Genomic DNA, 18,786 nt, shown 5'->3' on the forward strand with positions numbered 1-18,786 from the left:
CTTTTGAATGTCACTAAATTTTTAACTCTTGGTAATTGAATTATTGAATTTTATTAGATAAAGCGATGATTAAGTCTTTTAAATTTTCATTTTCTAGTTTTTCAGCTTTATAACCAGTGTAATAACCTGCTTTAAACAGTTTATAAAAATCTAAAACTTCTAAAATTACTTTTACATCTTTTGAGTTATGATTGTTACTTATTTTATCAGGTAATGTAGATATTGTATAGTCCCAAGTCTTTGGTATAAATATATCTTTATTTGAAGTTAATGTAATTCTGTCCTTTGAATAAAGAAATGATGAACGCGTATTTTTTAGTGATTTTTCAAGTTGACTTTGGTTCTTAGCATAGCTGTAAATTATCATTGTGTCCCCTACAATTAAAGGTAAATCAAAAGAACGCACGCTCATTGACTCACTATTCTCATATCTAATAGGAAAAACAATGAATTGTTGGTGATTTAAATTTAAAAGTCCATTTTTAGTTATCTCAAAGTTAGTTTCTTTGCCATTAATTGATAAACTATGATTTCCTGATTTCAAAAGAATCTTTTCAAAAAAGGCTTTTTGTACTTTATTAACAACAGTGATACTGTGATCAATTACCACACTATTGTCATTCAAAAATGCTGAATCAATGATAATTTCATGATTTTTATTTGAGCAATTGTATAAGCAGAAAACTATTGTAGATAAGATTACAAATTTATTGAAAATATTTTTTGACGTATAATGTGGTCTTTTCATATTATTTATTCCAAGATATTGTTTTCAACAATTGTAAAATTTAAGATGATCTGACCTAGTTTTAATTATTTATACCAGGAGTTATATTATTTTCGAAGGTAGTCGATTTTTTTATTAAAGTCAAGTCGCAAAAGAACCGACAATTTATATTTTGATAAATGGGTAGACGTTTGATTGATTGTATTATTATTATTATTATTATATGAAAGACACAAAATAGGAATGATGTTTTTTTGTTCTCGAAAATAATATAACGCTTGAGCTAAGCCCAGTGCGGAAGTAAGGAAACCTTTCGTTTCCGTCTTAGCACAAAGCTAAATCCATAAGATTTAGCGACTTCATAAATATACACAGACCTTTAGGTTTAGCCTTAAAGTCCGCATTACGTTTAGGTTTTGTTGTGGTTAGTTTTTATGCACTTTGTTCATCAACCTGAATAAATTTAGGCGTAGCTAAATCTTTCAAGTTTAATGTGTTTAAATATGGCTCTAAATCAATTGCATGATTGTTTTTTAAATCATTTTTAGTGGTAGATAGAGTGCTAAGAATACATAAAAGCTTATGATAGAATATTCTATAATTAATATTATTGGCAAATTGGTATTGTAGCGCAGAATTATCTACTTCAAATGCCATTGCAGAATCAATTCTCTTTCCTTGGTAATTAATAGTAGTTTGAACTTCAATTTTTGAAAAGTTTTCTTCAGCATTGTCCATTTTGTAATTAATTAAATATAAATCAATGTTACAATTATCTTCTTTGTTTTCATCTTGAATGGTTAATCCGTAACTGTCTTTCCATATATTAATAAATTCAGGAATTTGAGCCCATTTATTAGCTTCTGTAAAATTTAGGGATTGATTGGATACAATATATTGGCCATTTACTTCTCCAGATTGTCGAATTACAAATGGCAGTTCGCTAGATAATGGAATTCTTCCAGTTTTAGGAGAATCCAAATCTCGTAGATAAATATTTTCATTAGAGATATTTCCTTTTTCGTTAATAAAATATAGATATTTCAACCCATCACCTTCTGTCGATTTTGCAAAAGGAATTTTTACTAGGCCAATATCCTCAATGTAATACGATTCATTTAGTTTATCCGAAACAGATATAACGCTTTCATATTCATTTAATTTATCTGTGGTGAATAAAGAGTCTAAAAATTTGTATTGACCATCAAGGAGTTCAAGTTTTACATCTTTGTTTGGAAGAATTATACCTGTTATAAATTCTTTAAATCTTACAGGGAATTGAATTTCTAAGGTTTCTTCGATAACTTGAATCGGACTATTTTTATTTGAACCCTTATCTGATGTTCCTCCGAAAATATTTTTAAAAAACCCCATATTATTTTTTTTCAAAATTAACCACAACTTTAAGATAATACAACATCATTGTAATGATTTATATCAGCAGTTATATTATTTTCGAAGGTAGTCCCTTTTTTTATTAAAGTCAAGTCTCAAAAGAGGCTAGAATTTAAGTTGTGATAAAAGAGTAGAAGCTTGTATGATTAGTTAAAGTGAACAATTATTGCTTTAAAGGTTTATTCAAAAACAACAACAACTTAAGCGTGGTGTTTTTTTTGTTTTCGGAAATAATATAACGTTTGATATTAAAATAATAAAGGATTTCAAAGTTATATTTTTTCAATTTATCACTAAATGTCATACAAAGAGACTAGCTTTATACGAAGCACTAAAACGGCTGTTTTTTTATTCAGTGTTGTGCATGTTATTTGTTTTTAAAGTAATTCAGAAGCTAATAATACTATATTTCCTGAAACCAAGCCGCTTTCCAGTAATTTGTTGGCTTCGGAAGCCTCAAGTATTGGCATTCGGGTACTAATTATAGGCTTTATTTTTTTATCTTTTAATAGTGTTAGTAGTGCTTCCAAATCATATAGAATTGTTGATTTATCTTTTTTGTAAGCTCCTGAGATTCCGTAAAACTCTGCATTCCGTCCATTGGGAAAAGAATTGAGAAGCATTATTTTGAATAAGCTTGATAACATTCCTAAAAAACTAGGATAACCAAACTCCACTAATTTCCCTCCCTTTTTTAATAGACTAAAACCTTTATCTATGTAGGATTTAGCTATCCCATCAAACACAAAATCTAAACCTTTCAATTCTTTGGTTTTGATTAGTTTCATCCAATTCGTGGAGTTATAATCCATTGGAAATGCTCCCATTTTTTCAATGGTTTCATGTTTGTGTTTTGATGCTAGAGCATAAACATTCAAATCTTCTAATTTAGCTAAATCAAGTAACGCAGTACCAACACCTCCACTTGCACCAGTTATTAAAATCTTATCTCCTTTTTGAACGTTAGCAACCCTTTTTAGCATCTGATAGGCCGTCACGTAGTTAAGAATAAGTAATGTCGCTTCTTCAGATTTTACATTTTCAGGGACCTTTACCAAATGTTGTGGTTCCAAATAAATGTATTCTGAATAGCCTCCATAAACGGTTAATGAAGCAACTCTATCACCAATTTTAAACTGTTTTACTTTAGTTCCAACTGCTTCTATGATACCTACAATCTGATACCCTGGAACAAAAGGTTTTTTTGGTGCAAAAGGATAATAACCATAACGCATAGCTATATCTGTACGTCCCACACCACAAGCTAATACCTTAATTTGCACTTCTCCATTATTGGGAGGACAAAGTTCGTTTTCTGTTATTTGTAAGACCTCTGGACCTCCTTTTTTTGTTAAAACAACACTCTTATATTTCATAATACTATGTATTTTATTTAATACAAAAGTCTTATTATTACGGGTAAGAAACTTGAATGAATTTGCTGTTTTTAGAAAATGTAGAGGGAGATACGCCTATCATATTGACGCAAGTGCGAGTCATATGCGCTTGATCAGAAAAGCCAGCTTCATATGCCGATTTTGTGAGTGAGTTCCCTTCTGATATTTGGGTAATAACAATCTTTAGCTTATACCAAAGTATATAATTCCTAATGGGAACTCCCATCTTCTCTTTAAATAAGTGTAGCAATCTACTTTCACTGAGAAAGGCAACCTCAGTAAGTTTTTTTGTAGTAATTGGGGTATTACTATTTTGTGAAATGAAATTTAAAACACTTTCAATTCGGTCATCTTTTTGTGATGACTCATAAGTCTGTTGAAATAAAAAAGAACGTTCAATGATTGCTCTTATTTCATTCCATTTTTTATTTTTGAATTTTTGAGATAGGTCTTCAAAAAATGATTTTTTTTTAGATTCTGGTGAAAAATCAATAATTTTTTGACCGTTTAATTGATGTTTAAGAATCCATTCCCCTAAAGCGGATTCTGGATCAATATCTAGGCTGAGAATGTGAACGTTTTTTGCATTGCACTCATGGAAATAGTTAGGAGCAATTAATAACCCCGTTTTCTTTACCCAATCACCATCTTTATTTTTCGAACTAAAACTGTTTTGTGTAGCTAAAACCAATTGAATCGTTGGATGATGGTGTTCAGAAACTGCTTTAGGGTTGCTTCCCCAAAACAGCGTCATGTCCTTCCATAGTATTATTTGATTCATAAATTATTATTCTTTAATAATGGACAGTTTTAAAGATGATACAACATCATTGTAATGATTTATATCAGCAGTTATATTATTTTCGAAGGTAGTCCCTTTTTTTATTAAAGTCAAGTCTCAAAAGAGGCTAGAATTTAAGTTGTGATAAAAGAGTAGAAGCTTGTTTAAAATATCATATTTATAAAAACAATACCACTTGAGTGTGGTGTTTTTGTGTTTTCTAAAGTAATGTAACGTTTAGCTTTTGTTGGTTACCGTTTTTATTTCGAAGATGTATGTATAGATTCTTTCCCAGTCTTCAAATTCAGCAATATTAAGTAAAAATTCAATTAGTTTTCCTCCATTTGGAGGGGTGCCAACAAATACACTTTTTTTTATTTTATTATTTGAATGAATTAAAAAATAAAATTGTGCTACATCCTTACGGATGACTTTTTCTCCATTTAAAAAATCTGTTTTCGGATATTTATGCACTAAGGCCTGTAAAGTTAAATTTCTAAAATATTGAAGGTTAGATTTGTTTAACTGACCTTGAATAATACCAGACCCTCCAGATACACTTTGATATTTATGGGTGAAAATCCCATTTTCTTTTATCTCAGTAATAATCGCTTCACAATTTTTGCAATCTAGGTTGCCTGGGTAATAAATTAGTGATAGTTTAAAACTATTGTTCACCTCTTTTTTAATCGTATCCCTAGTTATAGTTTTTTGTCCTTTTTCAATTAAGTCTGTTGGTTTATTGTCAAGTTGTAACTGCTTTATTGCTATTAAATCGCTCCATTTTGTTGTGTTTTTTGAAAGTATGAAGCTATCATTTTGTTTTTCTTTTTCGATTTCAAACAGAGGACTATTTCTCCAATGACTTTGAATAGCTATTGGTCCTAAACTTATACTTAGGACAAAAAAACTAATTAGTGATGTAATTTTCATCTTTTCTATTTAAGGCCAATTTTATTTTAAATTTCCTTGATGTTTAATCAAAAAAGATTTGTTAGACTTATTTAAGAGGTCCAAAACCGGTATTAATTATAACCACTGTTTTGCTTTTTATATTATTGCTTTATAAATTTAATATTGGCTGAAGTATTATTTTTAAAACGTATTAAATACAGTCCATTTGATAAGTTTGAAAGATCTATTTTATAATTATTAGAAACTAAAAGCTCTTTGATTAATTGTCCATTAGTATCAAAAATCTGAATTATGGCACTATCTGATTTTTTTAATTTTATTGTAATAAAATCGGATGTTGGATTTGGATAAATTGAAAAATTGGTATTAGGCAAAAAAGTATCAACATTAAGTGTACTGCTTAAAGATATTGTTTGTTGTAAATTATTATATCCTGTTAGTGGTTCCCAAGTGTTTGCATTTGCAAATTGAATACTATAATCAGGATTTGATTCTAGAGCAGTTTCGCTATCTGGCATCCAAAGGTATAATTGAAATGTTCCTGTTAGGCCTAAATTGAAATTTTGCGTGATTGAAACCGCAGATTCCCAAGTTCTAATATCAGTATTGATTAATGCTGTTGTAATTTCATCTGTGACAGTATTCTTCAAAACTAAATATAGTTTTCTCTCTTTAAAAGGTCTTGCGTACCCCACATTTGATAAGTCTAAAGTTAATTCAAAATCACTATTGTTTGATGTTATTGATGATGAGTTTAAAACAAATCTGTAGCCAATATTTTTTACAATTTGGTTATAATGAGCAGAACTGACTACTTGATTCCAAAAGGGGGTATAGTAATCTCTATTAATGGTTGTCCAATTAGTTAAGTTTAACTCATATACTGCATTAGCGCCACCAGTTCTATCAATACCAGCACAGCTGTTAAGCCCGTTGGTTTCTCCTGTCATTGGTAAATACTTGGTTTCGTTAGAAATATAGTTATAATCGCTTGAGCCAACTGGGTTTTCACATTCCGATACGCCCGAGTAAGTTCCTTGGTCTCCATAGTTGTTCAGGAAGGCATCATTATAAAAGCCAATTCTGGCGTTTGCTGTATTTTGATAAGCAGTTTGCTCGTTTAATTGTGTATTACCATACATTCTAGTTTTAATACCTGCATACCTAACTTGAATTGGGATTTCTATAGGTGTTGCTGTTAACATGGCATCAATTATTTCTTTACGATTAGCCCATTGCGATTCCGAGATTGTGCCATCTGTACCAAATTCTGTAGAGTTTGTATAATACCATTCGCCCCAAGTACCAATAAAACCAGCTTGTAATGAAAAAATCACATCTTTATTAGTGTTTAATACTGTTGAAAGTTGAGAAATATGTGTTAATATTTGAGATTTTATTGGTTGCTGAGCAGCTGTTCCTTGAGCATTAGAATATGAAAATCTTACAATAATTTTTAAGCCCGCTATTCTGACGTTATTAAAATCAGTTTGAATATTTTCTAAAAAAGTGGCATTGATATCTGAGTTTAAGAAGTCATCTAAAAGAAAGTAACGGTATACAACGGTTACTTTATCAGGGCTTGTTTTCCAACTGTTTAAAGTTTGAACAGAAAGATTATTGTAGTTTGTAGTTGTGGCATAATCACTAGATGTTATAGAATATTTTTGTAAACCTCTCTCTGGATTTGCAATAATATCCGTAGCGGGACTATAATTTACGGATTGACCAAATAATAGCACATTACATATTAAACTAAGGGTTACTAGGAATGATTTTTTAAGGAGACTAGTTATATTTAGAGTTTTCATATGAAGTTACATTTGTTTTTTTGAGGACGCACAACTTTAAGAGGTTATGACCTCGTTTTAATAATTTAGATCAACAATTATAGTGTTTTCGAAGATAGTTGATTTTTATATTAAAGTCAAGGAGCAATAGAGGCTAGAATTTATATCTTGATAAATGGGTAGAAGCTTAATTGATTGGATTATTTTTATATAACAGACACGCAATAGGAATAATGTATTTTTTGTTTTCTAAAATAATATAACGGTTTGGCTATGGTTTCGTTGTGGAATTGTCCGCGAGGACCATTCCGCGAGAACCAAGCGATGGTTGAAAGGTAGGAATTTTCGGAGAAAAATTCCGCCGCAATGAATTATAGCCGTTGTGTGTGCCCAGCATGGGCATCTTTTAATTTACCTAAAGGTAAATAATTAATCTAGAGGGTGCAAGTCCCTTATGCGCAGGAGTAACGTTCTGAAGCATTAGTAAGTCGCAAGGGTGAAAACCGTGAGGTTTTATCTGAAGGAAGCGAGACTACAAAACTCGGTACTGATACTTCGGCTGCGCTCAGCATAAACTAAACAGAAATCGTATACAGAGGCATAATTATTCGGGTAAGCAAGCACACCTTTGTAACGCCCAAATAGTACTAAAAGGATAATTATGTAGATACGGCAGTGATTGAGTGAAAGAAGATGCCATTACCTGGGGAGGTCTCCAAAGTTACGAGTTGACTATTTGGAGAAGTCAGCAGAAGTCATAGTACTTATAGGACACGAGTTGGGAAAACCCCATAGGTCTCACAAGTAAGGAAGGACAGAACATTAAATTACGTTGTAATTCGACTAGGATGCTTAGCTAGCCTAGTTTTAGAGCAACAGGAGTACACGTATTATTAACCCTATGATTGAAAATGTATTAGCAGCAACAAACCTTTATAAAGCAACACGACAAGTGGAGCGCAATAAGGGCGCGAGCGGTATAGATGGTATGAAAACAACGAAGCTTTCTAAATATATATTAGAAAACCGTTCAATAGTACTATCCACCATTCGAGAAAACCGCTATACTCCAAAACCAATATTAGGGGTAACTATTCCAAAAGGACAAGGTAAAATTAGACTTTTAGGAATACCCACGGTAGTAGATAGATGGCTACAACAGGCGGTAAGTCAACAATTAATGGTTTATTTCGAATATGATTTTGAACCCGTTAGTTACGGTTTCCGTCCACAAAAGAACATCCAAAAAGCAGTACTACAAGCTCAAACGTATATCAATTCAGGTTACCAAGATATTGTAGATATTGATTTAGAAGGATTCTTTGATCAAGTCGACCATTGTATTTTACTGCAACTTATTTACCACAAGGTAAAATGTCCAACCACCTTACGGTTAATCCGAAAATGGCTAAGAGTTCCCATTTTAATAAATGGAAGACTCAAAAAGCGCAGAAAAGGAATCCCGTAAGGCAGTCCAATCAGTCCGTTATTATCTAATATTATGTTAGATGTTTTGGACAAAGAAATGAAAAGTATGGGCTTGCGTTATGTGCGCTATGCTGATGATTTTAGCGTTTACGCTAAAAGTAAAAGCGAGGCGAAACAAATAGGAAACAAACTGTTTGTCTTTTTAAGAGACAGACTTAAATTGCCTATAAATAAAGCCAAAAGTGGCCTGCGTAGACCTGTAAATTTTGAGTTACTCGGACATGGTTTTGTGCCCATTTATAAAAAGGGAGTGAAAGGACAATATGCATTAGTGGTAGCTAAGAACAGTTGGGCAAAGTTTAAACGTAATCTAAAAAGTATCACCAAGAAAACCAAACCGATGTCGTTGTTAGAACGTCTTGCTCGGCTTAATCAAGTCTGCCGAGGCTGGATGACTAATTATCGTCTAACGAACATCTATGCAAAAAGTAAAAAGCTAGATGAATGGTTAAGAAATCGATTACGCTATTGTATTTGGCATGATTGGAAGAAACTAGAACGCAAGCGTAAAAACTTGATTCAATTAGGTGTAGAGGTAGGACAAGCTTATGCTTGGAGTAGAACCAGAATGGGAGGTTGGGCAGTAGCTCAAAGTCCTATTTTAAAGACTACTATCACAACTTCTAGGCTTAAACGAAAAGGGTATAAACCTTTGTTAGATTATATTAATAATACGCAAACTTCAATTTGGTGAACCGCCGTATACGAGACCCGTACGTGCGGTGGTGTGAGAGGCGCACTCCGGCTATTTTAGTCGGAGCCGTCTACTCGATTAGCTATAGTTACTTATACTTATATTTTTCTCCAATTACCTTTCCGTCAATTCCATAGGCAGTTCTCACATATTTCTTATCTATCCTTTCTTTTATTATGTAACGGTCCTTTTCTATATAGGAAGATGAATAATATAAATCTTTAAAAATGACATTAAACTCTTCATCATATAATGTGTTTTTCCTGTCAGCTGTAATCACGATAAAGTTTTTTACAACACCATCTTTGCTTAATTTAAATTTACTAAAACGAGGTTTTTGCGAAAATGACTTGACAGTTTCCTTCTTGTTTAAATCGTATATCCAGGATTCACTATTTTTTTTATTAAATAATAATAAATTACTACTTAATCTATCAATTGACGAATATTTCCCTAATTCTGGTGGTTCAATATATTGAGTTTCTTTCACGTTATAAACGCTGTATGCCTGTGATGAAACGCCACTAGGTAATGCTCCAAAAGTCTTGACTATCCAGAAATCTGAATTTATTGGAGTGGCGTTGTATAATTCTAATTCACTTGGAAAAATTAACTCCTTAGTTTCCAAGTTCAAATAATTAGTCCATATTTCTTCTTTGTTTTTTAACGTATGTCCTTCTAAAAAAAGTTTATTTTTAAATTGAATTAGATCTGTAATTTCTTCAAATATAAAAGGAGAAACTTCATTGTTTGTTTTATAATCAACGAGTGCCGACAGCTTATTTTTATATACCTTATATCCTAATGTATCCTTGTCTTTTATAAGTAATTTTGTGGCAATTTTCTCGTACTGAAAAGGTACTAATGCTTTGTCATCTTTAAGGTTAAAAACACCATAATTAATACCATCTTTACTGCAAATTACATTTTCATCAATAACCTGTAGACTTGAAGTGTTCCCGTTTTTAAGCAAAGGAAACCTAGTGGTAGATTGACTATGAAGTTCAATTTTATATTTTAAAGGTGTTTTGTTTAATTGTATTCCTTTGTTATTAAATATATACATTTCGTTTTTCAAAAATGTAATAATTTTCCCATCATTATTAAAAAAAGATATATAATCATATATAGGCTTTATAATATAGTCCCCGTTGCAATCTATTAGACCACCTATTCGGTCGCTATTCCATAATTTGAAGTATGACGCAACGCTGTAATTTTGATTGTATTTAAGAAATTGAATCTTCATATTCGCGAATTCAGCTTCTTTTATAACGTCTCCTTTTAAAGTAATTATTTTGATGTTTTTTAATCCTATTTTGGGTGCTCCGCCTCCATCATTTCCTCCATAAATAAAGTCTCCCGTAATCATATTGCCTTTATCTGAAACATTTGAAAGGTATGTATATTTTGTCTTTAGTATGATTTTCCCATTTCTATCTATGATACCCCTTTTTCTTTCTCGATTATAAATTACGGCATATCCATTTTGGAATTTTTCAATACTGTAACCTTTTTTCTTAAGTTTTGTTCTTTGTTCTTTGTTCAAGCCTTGTGAAAAAGACATTATAGACATAAAAACTAGAACGAACGGGAAAATTATTTTTTTAAAATTTGGCATAATTAATTTAATTAATGTTTGAGTTTGGTTTAATAAGAACTTGGTCGTATTCATAATTATAGCTAACTTTAAGATGATATGACATCGTTTTAATGATTTATATCAGCAGTGATATTATTTTCGAAGGTAGTCGATTTTTTTATTAAAGTCAAATAGCAAAAGGGATGATCATTTCAGTTATGATAAAAGCGGAGCTACTTGTTTTATTAATTAAAATGAACTATTATCGTTTTAAAGGTTTATTTCAAAACACTGCTTAAGAGATGTATTTTGTTTACGGTTGTTTTTTTGTGTAAAAACATTTTGTTTTAGAGGTAGACAGTGTGGTATTTAAAATGATAGATTTTCGATTAATCACTTTTATTTGTCTTTATCTTGATTTTGTTCAAAAGTCAAATCAAAATGATTTGACGAATTTTATAAAAACGGATTAATTATTGTTTTGTTATCTACTTTTGGTTTATTTTCCAACCATTATTTTCATAATCGAAAAGGCTGTCTTCACCATTTATTATTGTAACGACGTGTTTTTCATAGGTTGCTTTATCAAAGGTCCATAATGAGCACCAGCGTTTAAATCTTTTTTTATCGTTTTTTCTTATTTCTTTAAAAAACCATTGTACTTCTTCTACAAATAAAGTAGGTAGTTTGTCGTACTTTTCTTTTTTTAAATAAATCTGAAGTAATTCAAAAGTTTTTAGCTTCCCTAGTATGGTGTCAGATAAAAAATGATGTTCTTCAATAGCGTACTTTTTAATTAGATTTTCTTTTGATTTATAGTAATTTTTATTTTGGTATATATACCCATCGGTCAAAAAGGTGTCTGTTTTTTTATTTTTGTTGTAAATAATAATTTTATGTGTACTTATATTTTCTTCGGTATAAAATATATTAGATTTATTTAAATCAACTATAAAGTCTTCTTTAAAATTCCCCCTTATTTTAATATTTGCTCCTAAATATTTAGAAAACACTTCGATTTTTTCAATTTCAGAAGGTTTAAATTTTAAATTCTTTGGAGTACTGCAGGATACTAAAATTAAAAAGTAAATTATGTAGGTGATTTTTTTCATTAAAGATGTTGTTATATTGATTAACGTTTTTTTTAATAATATTAGGGATCTTTTCTTTCTAGTCCGTTAGCCGATAGTAATTTATTTTTAGAAGAAGATAAAAATTGAGCTTAACGTAAAGGTGGTGTGCCATCGTTTTAATGATTTATATCAGCAGTTCTATTATTTTCGAAGGTAGTCGATTTTTTTATTAAAGTCAAATAGCAAAAGGGATGATCATTTCAGTTATGATAAAAGCAGAGCTACTTGTTTTATTAATTAAAATGAACTTATTTCAAAACACTGCTTAAGAGATGTACTTTGTTTACGGTTGTTTTTTATTTAGAAAAGAGTACAACGGTTTTGTGTAAGAATAAATAGGCTGTTTGTATGTATACAATTTTTGAAAATAAAAGGAATGTAACAAATACACAACGCCTTTTGTATTGACAAAAAAACGCAATTAGTTAATAGTTTAAGTCAAGTCCATATTCACTAGCTTTTGAGGATAAAAATAGTACTTGATCGTTATATTTCTCTTCCATTCCAAGTTCAAAGATTCCACTAACCGCGTTGTCAAACATCTTTGCTAGGGCATTATAATAAGTCCTATCATAATACCCAAAATCTTCAATAATTTCTAGACAACAACTTACATAATGTAATTCTAATTCAATATTGAGTGCTATAATATTCATTTTACGAACTGTGCGAATTATTTTTCGAGCCTCAATCTCACGTAAATCCATATTTCTCCCCTTTGGATAAATATATTTTTCTATTTCTTTTTTATATTTTTTTATTAGTTGTTCAATATCCCCCGTGGTTAATATATTCAAGTAATTTTTTGCGTCAGGAATTTTTTTATACATTTCTAAAACCAGTTTTATGATTTCAGTTTTGTCCATTTGGTTTAATTCCTTTTTTAAGTCTCTAAGTGCCATATTTAGATCTAATACTGTTTTTAGTTTGCTATTAACTTTAAGATGATATTGTTTTAATGATTTAAATCAGTAAGTCTATCGTGCTCTAATATAATTTATTTTTTTAACAACATCAAGTAGGTAAAGCAAATACGATTTAGGTTTTAGTAGGAGAGTGGAGGCTTGATTTATTAATTAAAGTGAATTATTATTTTAAAGCTTTTTTTGTTTTCGAAAGAAATATAATGTCTCGCACATCTAAATTAATCCCGTAATAAGCGGATTGCTTTTCGATAATAGATAGGTGTAGTTTTTGAATGTGGTAAATTCTAAAAATTGTTCAAACCGTTGTTTTAGTTCCGATTTATATTTTTTTTTTTATAGACATAGTTATACTCGTTTTTTTCTCGGTTAAAATTGACCAACAACTCTAAATAACATTGCGGTAGGCGCAATAATTAGTCCAATATAGAAAATGTATTTCCCGTGTTTTCTATCATTAGCAGAATAGGAATATACTTTTTGTCCATTTGGTAACGTCTTTTTAGAAGTCCACAAGAAATACCCAATGATTAACCCTAAAAACCCACCTAAAAAGGCAAATGCATACCCTCCAATTATCCAAGGCTTTTGATTGCCTTCTGGTTTAGCTAAATCTTTTAAACGTTCATTTTTTAATGAATTCAGCAAATCTTTATCGATTGGTTTACCTCTTTCTGTTAATATTTTTTGTACTAGTGAATAGTCAAAGTCACCCCACTCATCAGATTTGAGTAATATTTCATAAAGTTCTTCATTAGTAAATTCAAACAAGTAATAGTCTCTGCCAATTTCATTTATCAAATTTTCAGCGTCCTTTTCTAAAATTTTTTCAGCTTGTTTAAAATCCACTTGCTTTAGTCTTACCTCTATTTGATTTTGTAGTGTATTACCAGCAAAAGTAACATCTACAGGAGGAACATTGTCGGCCAGTTCCGATTCAATTCCGTTTTTTGATAATAACGCTTTCAGTTCGCTTGCTTGTTCTAAACTAGAAAACTTTCTAAAAATTGAATAATTTTCATTCATACATGATGTTTTTTTTAATAGGTAGTAATTTCTAGACGATACAATATCATTTTAATGATTAATATCAACAGTTATAGTATGACGTAAGATAGTCGATTTTTTTTATTAAAGTCTACAGCGGTGTTTATTGTCTGATTGTAAACAATTCTTCTTCTAACTGTGTCTTTACGTATTCTTGATCATAAGTTAATGTTTGTAAGACTAGATTTTTTTTCTCGTAAGGATCAACTTCTAAATTATAAAACTCTTCAGTACCATTAGCAAAAATTAATAGTTTGTATGCACCGTTACTTATGGTCCAGGCATCTTTTGTATTGTTTTTCATTTCAGAATATTGATACTTTCTAATACGATCTTCTTTTGTAAAAAGGGAGTTAAAACTTTTACTGTCATTAATTTCGGTAGTAGTTACTCCTGCAACTTCTGATAACGTTGCAAATATATCAGAACTTGTAATCAAGTTAGTGTCTATCCCTGTTCTTGTAACTCCTTTACCAGAAACAAATAGAGGCATATTAATACCGCCTTGATAAATGGATCTTTTAACTTGGTTGCTACCGTAAGGGGCTTGCGCAACATCGGGTTCTGTACCATTATCACCAATAAAAATAATGACTGTATTATCTCTTTCGGCTTTAGGTAATTGATCTAGTAATTGTCCTATTTGATAATCCATAGCTTCGATAGAAGCCATAAAATAGGGGGTTGGATCTAATTGATTTGTGTATTCAGGCAATGGGCCTTGGTTGTGCATGATACTTGGAGGCACGTGAAAAGGTGTGTGTGGTGCATTATAAGCTAACCACATAAACCAAGGTTTGTCTTGTTGTTGTATCCAATTTGTAGCTAAATTAGTGAATTTTGTAGTCGTGTACTCTGTACTTGTTTTGCTGATGCCATCTTCCGTTAAAGGCCAATTGTAGTAATCCTTTACTGAGCCATTAAAAAGACCTGCGTAGTAATCTAATCCAAAATTTTCTGGGTTAGTGGTCGTGTCAAACCCTGATAAGTGCCACTTACCAACGACAGCAGTGGCGTATTTGTTATTTGTATTAGTGTTAATATATTTCTGTAAGATTAATTCTGAGGGATCTAGAACTTGATTTGCCCATCTAACATTAGTACGATAACCATATTTACCAGTGATCATTGAGGCTCTGGTAGGAGAGCAAGTTGGATAGGTCCAAAAATTACTAAAGCTTAATCCTGATTGACGTATGCTATCAATGTGTGGGGTTTTTGGTTTTATATGGCCTTCTGAAAAACCACCAATAGCATCTTTACCCATATCGTCCGCAATAAGAAATAAAATATTAGGAGTACTTGAAGTTGTTTTCGAAATTAGAGTGTCTTTATTTGTTTTAGACTGATTGCAGGCTAGGAATGTTAAAACGAATACTATTAAGTAGGTGTATTTCATGTTTAGTTTTTGAAGCTCTTTTTTTTTAAATGAAATAGAAGGATGTGTTTTAGGCTCTTTTTATGCTACGCTATTCTTTTTGTAATGTAGTCCTGTTTTAAATCCGAAATATCCTAGTAAAATAAGTAAGACTATTTGAGTAAAAAAAAGACATTGGGATGCTATTTGTAAATAATTTGCTTTCGGTTGAATTTTAGGTAAGTTATTGGTGGCACTCAAAGGTGGGTAAATTGTCCATCCAGTAGTTTGATTAATTAGAGTATTTAATATTGAATCTATACCTGTCAAAATTAAAATGAATAATAAGATGGAAAACATTAAAACAAGATTAGCTATAACGTTTTTGAAATTATAATGTAATGTTCTAACAAGGTAAATTGTAAAAAAGACAAAAACACTTAGTAATAAAACAAAATGATAATTGGCAATGATAAAAGAAGTATCATGGACATTTAATGTAAGAGCAGCATTAGCGTTTATAGCATCAATTCCAAAGATAAAAATGTTTAAAATTAAGACTAGGATTACTGATCCAATACACCAAAACAGCTCTTTGTTTCTCAATGTCATATTGTTTAAATTACGGCGTGTAAACTTGTCCGCGGTGTGGTTTTAAAGCATCACGTATGGGTTTCATTTCTGTTTCATTTACAACCATAAAAGCAATACTATGCATATCGCTTAATTGTTCCACGTCAGTAATATTTAATTCGGTTTTTTCTAACGCAATAAACTCCTTAAGGTGTATGACGTGGTGTTGTGCTATTTTTAAAGCATCAGGACCTCTAAAATCCCAAATTAATTTAAGTTGTCTCATAATTATTTTATAACTAAAGTTTCGTTTTCGGCAAATTTTTTAAAATCATTTAAATACTTTTTAGATTGTTTTTTAAATGCTTTAGGCATCAATGTCAACATCAAATGAGATTTAAATTTTGTAGGCGCAAAATGGTTAGTACTAACCCATTTTGTGGTATTGTCATCCAATGCTTCAAAATAATTCTCTTGTATGTTGTGCATGCCAGAAGTGTCAAAATTAAAATGAATAACTTTCCCTTTTTCTTTGCCAGTAATGGTTTCGGTTAGACTCATTTGTCGTTTACCAAAAACATAATTTAGTTTTATTTTAGAACCAATCTCTCCGAGGTCTCCAGAAATATGCTCGTAACTTTCTAACCCTTCTTGCCAATACTTGATGTTACTATGGTCTTCTAGTAAACTAAAGCAGTCTAATACGGGCTTATTAATAATGATTTTTGTAGTATATTTCATGTTTTAAGGGATAAAAATCAAAGTTATTAAAGTAATTTTAAAAACAAACAACCTTATGATAAAATATGGGGGTTACGGCTAATTTGTTGATTTTTAAACTTCAAAAGGAAAACAGTAAATATTTTTTTTTAAACTTTAATACTATTATAACAGTCATGAAGCAAAAAATGTATGACTTTAGTGTTTTAAATATGCCTTAAAAAGTATAATAAATAGTTTATAGTATCGTTAGTAAAAGTGCTTGTATTATAGTGTAATATTGCTATTTTTGCAGACATTGCTAATAAAAGTGCTCTTTTTTATGAAAATGAATGTTTTACGTGCCACATTACTAGTTTTTTTATGTTCTTGTTTTTTTGCTAAAGCCCAAGATAACAATGTTTTATTTACAGTAGATGATGTCCCTGTTTATACCTCAGAGTTTAAACGTGTTTACAATAAAAATTTAGACTTAGTCAAAGACGATTCACAAAAAGATATAGACAATTATTTAGATCTATTTGTAAAGTATAAACTTAAGATAGCAGAAGCGAAGGCTTTAGAGTTGGATAAAAAAACATCTTATCTTAGAGAATTTGGTAACTACAAGAACCAGTTAGCTAAAAATTACCTAAACGATAATAAAGTAACAGACCAGTTAGTTGAAGAAGCATATAATAGACTTCAAACAGAGGTTGATGCCAACCACATTTTAGTCAAAATAGATCCCAATGCGAGTCCTAAAGATTCTATTTTAGCGTTTCAAGAACTTCAAAAGTTAAGAAGTCGTGCTATAACCGAAGGCTTTGATGCGGTAAAAAAGGATATTCATAACGGACGAACTTTATTTGCTGAAGAGTTAGGCTATTTTACAGCTTTTAAAATGGTTTATGCTTTTGAGAATGCTGCTTATAATACTAAAGTAGGCGAGTGGTCGGCACCATTTAGAACACAGTTTGGGTTTCATGTGGTTTTAGTAAAAGATAAGCGCAAGAATAGAGGAGACGTCACAGTAGCACATATAATGCTAGAGGATAAGGCAGACGAGAAAAATGTTGAGGATCGTATTAACGAAATTTATAAACGTGTTAAACAAGGTGAAGATTTTGGAGCACTTGCGAAACAGTTTTCAGAAGATAAAAGTTCTAGTAGTAATGAGGGCAAACTGAATACATTTTCGGCGGGCCAATTAAGTTCTAAAATATTCGAGGATCAAGCTTTTGGAATTGAAAATATAAACGCGATTAGCAAGCCGTTCAAATCGGAGTTTGGATATCATATTGTTAAGTTACTAGAAAAAAATGGAGTAAAATCGTTTAAAGAATTGGCGCCAGAATTAAAGAATAAAATTAAACGTGATTCACGATCTAAAGTTATTAATGATAAGCGATTAGAAGGTTTATATAAAAAGTATAATGTTGCAACAGAACATCCAGATTTAAAACCGTTTGTAGCTATTTTAAATGATGACTTTTTTAGAAGTAACTGGAAGATTCCAGAAGGTTTTAAAGGAGAAACGTTGTTAGTTAAGATTGGAGACAAGCAAATTGTATATAAAGAATTTGCAGACTTTTTATTTAAAAGTCAGCGTAAACGTCAAGTTAAAACAGCATTTGAAACACTAGTAGATGAAAATTATAAGGTTTTTTTAGAAAGTAATTTAAAAGCCTATCAAGAACAAAATCTAGAGAATGAAAACGAGGAGTATGCTCAAATTTTAACGGAATATCGAGATGGTTTATTACTGTTTGATTTAATGGAAACTGAAATTTGGAATGCGGCTAAAAAAGATTCTGTAGGACTACAAGCCTTTTATAAGGTAAATAAAGATAAATACTTTTATGATGTTAGAGTGGATGCAATTGTGGCCTCTTCAGCAAAGAAAAGCGTTATTAAAAAAGTAGCTAAACTTTTAGAAAATAATACGGCACCAGAGACTATAAAAACGCAATTAAATTCTGATTCTAAAATCAACGTTAGTTTTATTACTGATACATTAGATAACAATCATCAAGCTTTACCAAAGGGATTAGAGTTAACAAAAGGGGTTTCTAAAATATTTAAACACAATGACGCCTTTAGTGTTGTTCAAATAAAATCTGTTATTCCTAAGACATTAAAAACTTATGAAGCGTCTAAAGGTAACGTGATATCCGATTTTCAGGAACAAAAAGAAAAAGAGTGGTTGGCAAGTTTAGAAGAAAAGTACAAGGTGATTGTTAATCAAGAGGTATTAACACAAGTTAAAGCAGAATTAAAATAAA

16 protein-coding genes and 1 pseudogene are annotated in these 18,786 nt (G+C 30.7%); 3 read left to right on the plus strand and 14 right to left on the minus strand.

Features of this window, described 5'->3' with window-relative positions:
* Positions 1-40: 40 nt before the first annotated feature.
* The 6 genes from H0I26_RS09035 to H0I26_RS09060 all read right to left on the minus strand — a co-directional run bounded on the left by H0I26_RS09035 (position 41) and on the right by H0I26_RS09060 (position 7,026).
* Positions 41-748, minus strand: coding sequence for a hypothetical protein (locus H0I26_RS09035; RefSeq protein WP_218701926.1), 708 nt, complete (start codon positions 746-748; stop codon positions 41-43).
* Positions 749-1,159: 411 nt separating this feature from the next.
* Entirely contained in the window at positions 1,160-2,116 is a 957-nt protein-coding gene (locus H0I26_RS09040; protein ID WP_218701927.1) for a hypothetical protein, read from the minus strand.
* 383 nt (positions 2,117-2,499) lie between these two features.
* A complete protein-coding gene (locus H0I26_RS09045) occupies positions 2,500-3,498 on the minus strand; it encodes a medium chain dehydrogenase/reductase family protein (protein ID WP_218701928.1) in 999 nt (332 codons plus the stop codon).
* A gap of 37 nt (positions 3,499-3,535) precedes the next feature.
* Positions 3,536-4,300: a helix-turn-helix domain-containing protein gene (locus H0I26_RS09050; protein ID WP_101018002.1), complete on the minus strand. Its 765-nt coding sequence runs from the start codon at positions 4,298-4,300 to the stop codon at positions 3,536-3,538.
* Between the two features lie 237 nt (positions 4,301-4,537).
* Positions 4,538-5,233 (minus strand): hypothetical protein, encoded by a 696-nt coding sequence (locus H0I26_RS09055; protein WP_218701929.1) that lies wholly within the window; start codon positions 5,231-5,233, stop codon positions 4,538-4,540.
* A gap of 122 nt (positions 5,234-5,355) precedes the next feature.
* A complete protein-coding gene (locus H0I26_RS09060) occupies positions 5,356-7,026 on the minus strand; it encodes a DUF4832 domain-containing protein (protein WP_218701930.1) in 1,671 nt (556 codons plus the stop codon).
* 967 nt (positions 7,027-7,993) lie between these two features.
* Between H0I26_RS09060 and H0I26_RS19715 the strand changes: the two are divergent.
* Both H0I26_RS19715 and H0I26_RS19720 read left to right on the plus strand, forming a co-directional pair.
* Positions 7,994-8,656, plus strand: a pseudogene (locus H0I26_RS19715) (reverse transcriptase domain-containing protein); the annotation flags it as partial.
* A gap of 177 nt (positions 8,657-8,833) precedes the next feature.
* Positions 8,834-9,187, plus strand: a complete 354-nt coding sequence (locus tag H0I26_RS19720; protein ID WP_411268251.1) for a group II intron maturase-specific domain-containing protein — start codon at positions 8,834-8,836, stop codon at positions 9,185-9,187.
* An 88-nt stretch (positions 9,188-9,275) separates the two neighbouring features.
* Here the strand turns inward: H0I26_RS19720 and H0I26_RS09070 are convergent, their stop codons facing one another.
* From H0I26_RS09070 to H0I26_RS09105, 8 genes are all read right to left on the minus strand, one after another.
* Positions 9,276-10,808 carry a WG repeat-containing protein gene (locus H0I26_RS09070; protein ID WP_218701931.1) on the minus strand — a complete coding sequence of 511 codons (1,533 nt, stop codon included), beginning with the start codon at positions 10,806-10,808 and terminating at the stop codon, positions 9,276-9,278.
* A 449-nt stretch (positions 10,809-11,257) separates the two neighbouring features.
* Positions 11,258-11,881 carry a hypothetical protein gene (locus H0I26_RS09075; RefSeq protein ID WP_218701932.1) on the minus strand — a complete coding sequence of 208 codons (624 nt, stop codon included), beginning with the start codon at positions 11,879-11,881 and terminating at the stop codon, positions 11,258-11,260.
* A 446-nt stretch (positions 11,882-12,327) separates the two neighbouring features.
* A complete protein-coding gene (locus H0I26_RS09080; RefSeq protein ID WP_218701933.1) occupies positions 12,328-12,804 on the minus strand; it encodes a DUF6155 family protein in 477 nt (158 codons plus the stop codon).
* Positions 12,805-13,194: 390 nt separating this feature from the next.
* The gene (locus H0I26_RS09085; RefSeq protein ID WP_218701934.1) at positions 13,195-13,851 is read right to left on the minus strand and encodes a DUF2452 domain-containing protein; all 657 of its coding nucleotides are present in this window, start codon (positions 13,849-13,851) and stop codon (positions 13,195-13,197) included.
* Between the two features lie 124 nt (positions 13,852-13,975).
* A complete protein-coding gene (locus tag H0I26_RS09090; protein WP_218701935.1) occupies positions 13,976-15,271 on the minus strand; it encodes a sulfatase-like hydrolase/transferase in 1,296 nt (431 codons plus the stop codon).
* Positions 15,272-15,331: 60 nt separating this feature from the next.
* Entirely contained in the window at positions 15,332-15,835 is a 504-nt protein-coding gene (locus tag H0I26_RS09095) for a hypothetical protein (RefSeq protein WP_218701936.1), read from the minus strand.
* Between the two features lie 16 nt (positions 15,836-15,851).
* Entirely contained in the window at positions 15,852-16,088 is a 237-nt protein-coding gene (locus H0I26_RS09100) for a hypothetical protein (RefSeq protein ID WP_218701937.1), read from the minus strand.
* Positions 16,089-16,090: 2 nt separating this feature from the next.
* A complete protein-coding gene (locus tag H0I26_RS09105; protein ID WP_218701938.1) occupies positions 16,091-16,543 on the minus strand; it encodes an SRPBCC family protein in 453 nt (150 codons plus the stop codon).
* A 301-nt stretch (positions 16,544-16,844) separates the two neighbouring features.
* On the opposite strand from H0I26_RS09105, the gene H0I26_RS09110 reads away from it, so the two are divergent.
* Positions 16,845-18,785 carry a peptidylprolyl isomerase gene (locus H0I26_RS09110; RefSeq protein WP_256935309.1) on the plus strand — a complete coding sequence of 647 codons (1,941 nt, stop codon included), beginning with the start codon at positions 16,845-16,847 and terminating at the stop codon, positions 18,783-18,785.
* The last annotated feature ends 1 nt before the right edge of the window (position 18,786 follow it).

Source organism: Olleya sp. HaHaR_3_96, assembly GCF_019278545.1.
In the GTDB taxonomy this organism is placed as follows: domain Bacteria; phylum Bacteroidota; class Bacteroidia; order Flavobacteriales; family Flavobacteriaceae; genus Olleya.

Excerpts from the sequence above, each read along its gene's own strand:
- H0I26_RS09035 (WP_218701926.1), bottom strand. The coding sequence starts at position 748 with ATGAAAAGACCACATTATACGTCAAAAAATATTTTCAATAAATTTGTA.
- H0I26_RS09045 (WP_218701928.1), bottom strand. The coding sequence starts at position 3,498 with ATGAAATATAAGAGTGTTGTTTTAACAAAAAAAGGAGGTCCAGAGGTC.
- H0I26_RS09050 (WP_101018002.1), bottom strand. The coding sequence starts at position 4,300 with ATGAATCAAATAATACTATGGAAGGACATGACGCTGTTTTGGGGAAGC.
- H0I26_RS09055 (WP_218701929.1), bottom strand. The coding sequence starts at position 5,233 with ATGAAAATTACATCACTAATTAGTTTTTTTGTCCTAAGTATAAGTTTA.
- H0I26_RS09060 (WP_218701930.1), bottom strand. The coding sequence starts at position 7,026 with ATGAAAACTCTAAATATAACTAGTCTCCTTAAAAAATCATTCCTAGTA.
- H0I26_RS19720 (WP_411268251.1), top strand. The coding sequence starts at position 8,834 with ATGTCGTTGTTAGAACGTCTTGCTCGGCTTAATCAAGTCTGCCGAGGC.
- H0I26_RS09070 (WP_218701931.1), bottom strand. The coding sequence starts at position 10,808 with ATGCCAAATTTTAAAAAAATAATTTTCCCGTTCGTTCTAGTTTTTATG.
- H0I26_RS09075 (WP_218701932.1), bottom strand. The coding sequence starts at position 11,881 with ATGAAAAAAATCACCTACATAATTTACTTTTTAATTTTAGTATCCTGC.
- H0I26_RS09080 (WP_218701933.1), bottom strand. The coding sequence starts at position 12,804 with ATGGCACTTAGAGACTTAAAAAAGGAATTAAACCAAATGGACAAAACT.
- H0I26_RS09085 (WP_218701934.1), bottom strand. The coding sequence starts at position 13,851 with ATGAATGAAAATTATTCAATTTTTAGAAAGTTTTCTAGTTTAGAACAA.
- H0I26_RS09090 (WP_218701935.1), bottom strand. The coding sequence starts at position 15,271 with ATGAAATACACCTACTTAATAGTATTCGTTTTAACATTCCTAGCCTGC.
- H0I26_RS09100 (WP_218701937.1), bottom strand. The coding sequence starts at position 16,088 with ATGAGACAACTTAAATTAATTTGGGATTTTAGAGGTCCTGATGCTTTA.
- H0I26_RS09105 (WP_218701938.1), bottom strand. The coding sequence starts at position 16,543 with ATGAAATATACTACAAAAATCATTATTAATAAGCCCGTATTAGACTGC.
- H0I26_RS09110 (WP_256935309.1), top strand. The coding sequence starts at position 16,845 with ATGAAAATGAATGTTTTACGTGCCACATTACTAGTTTTTTTATGTTCT.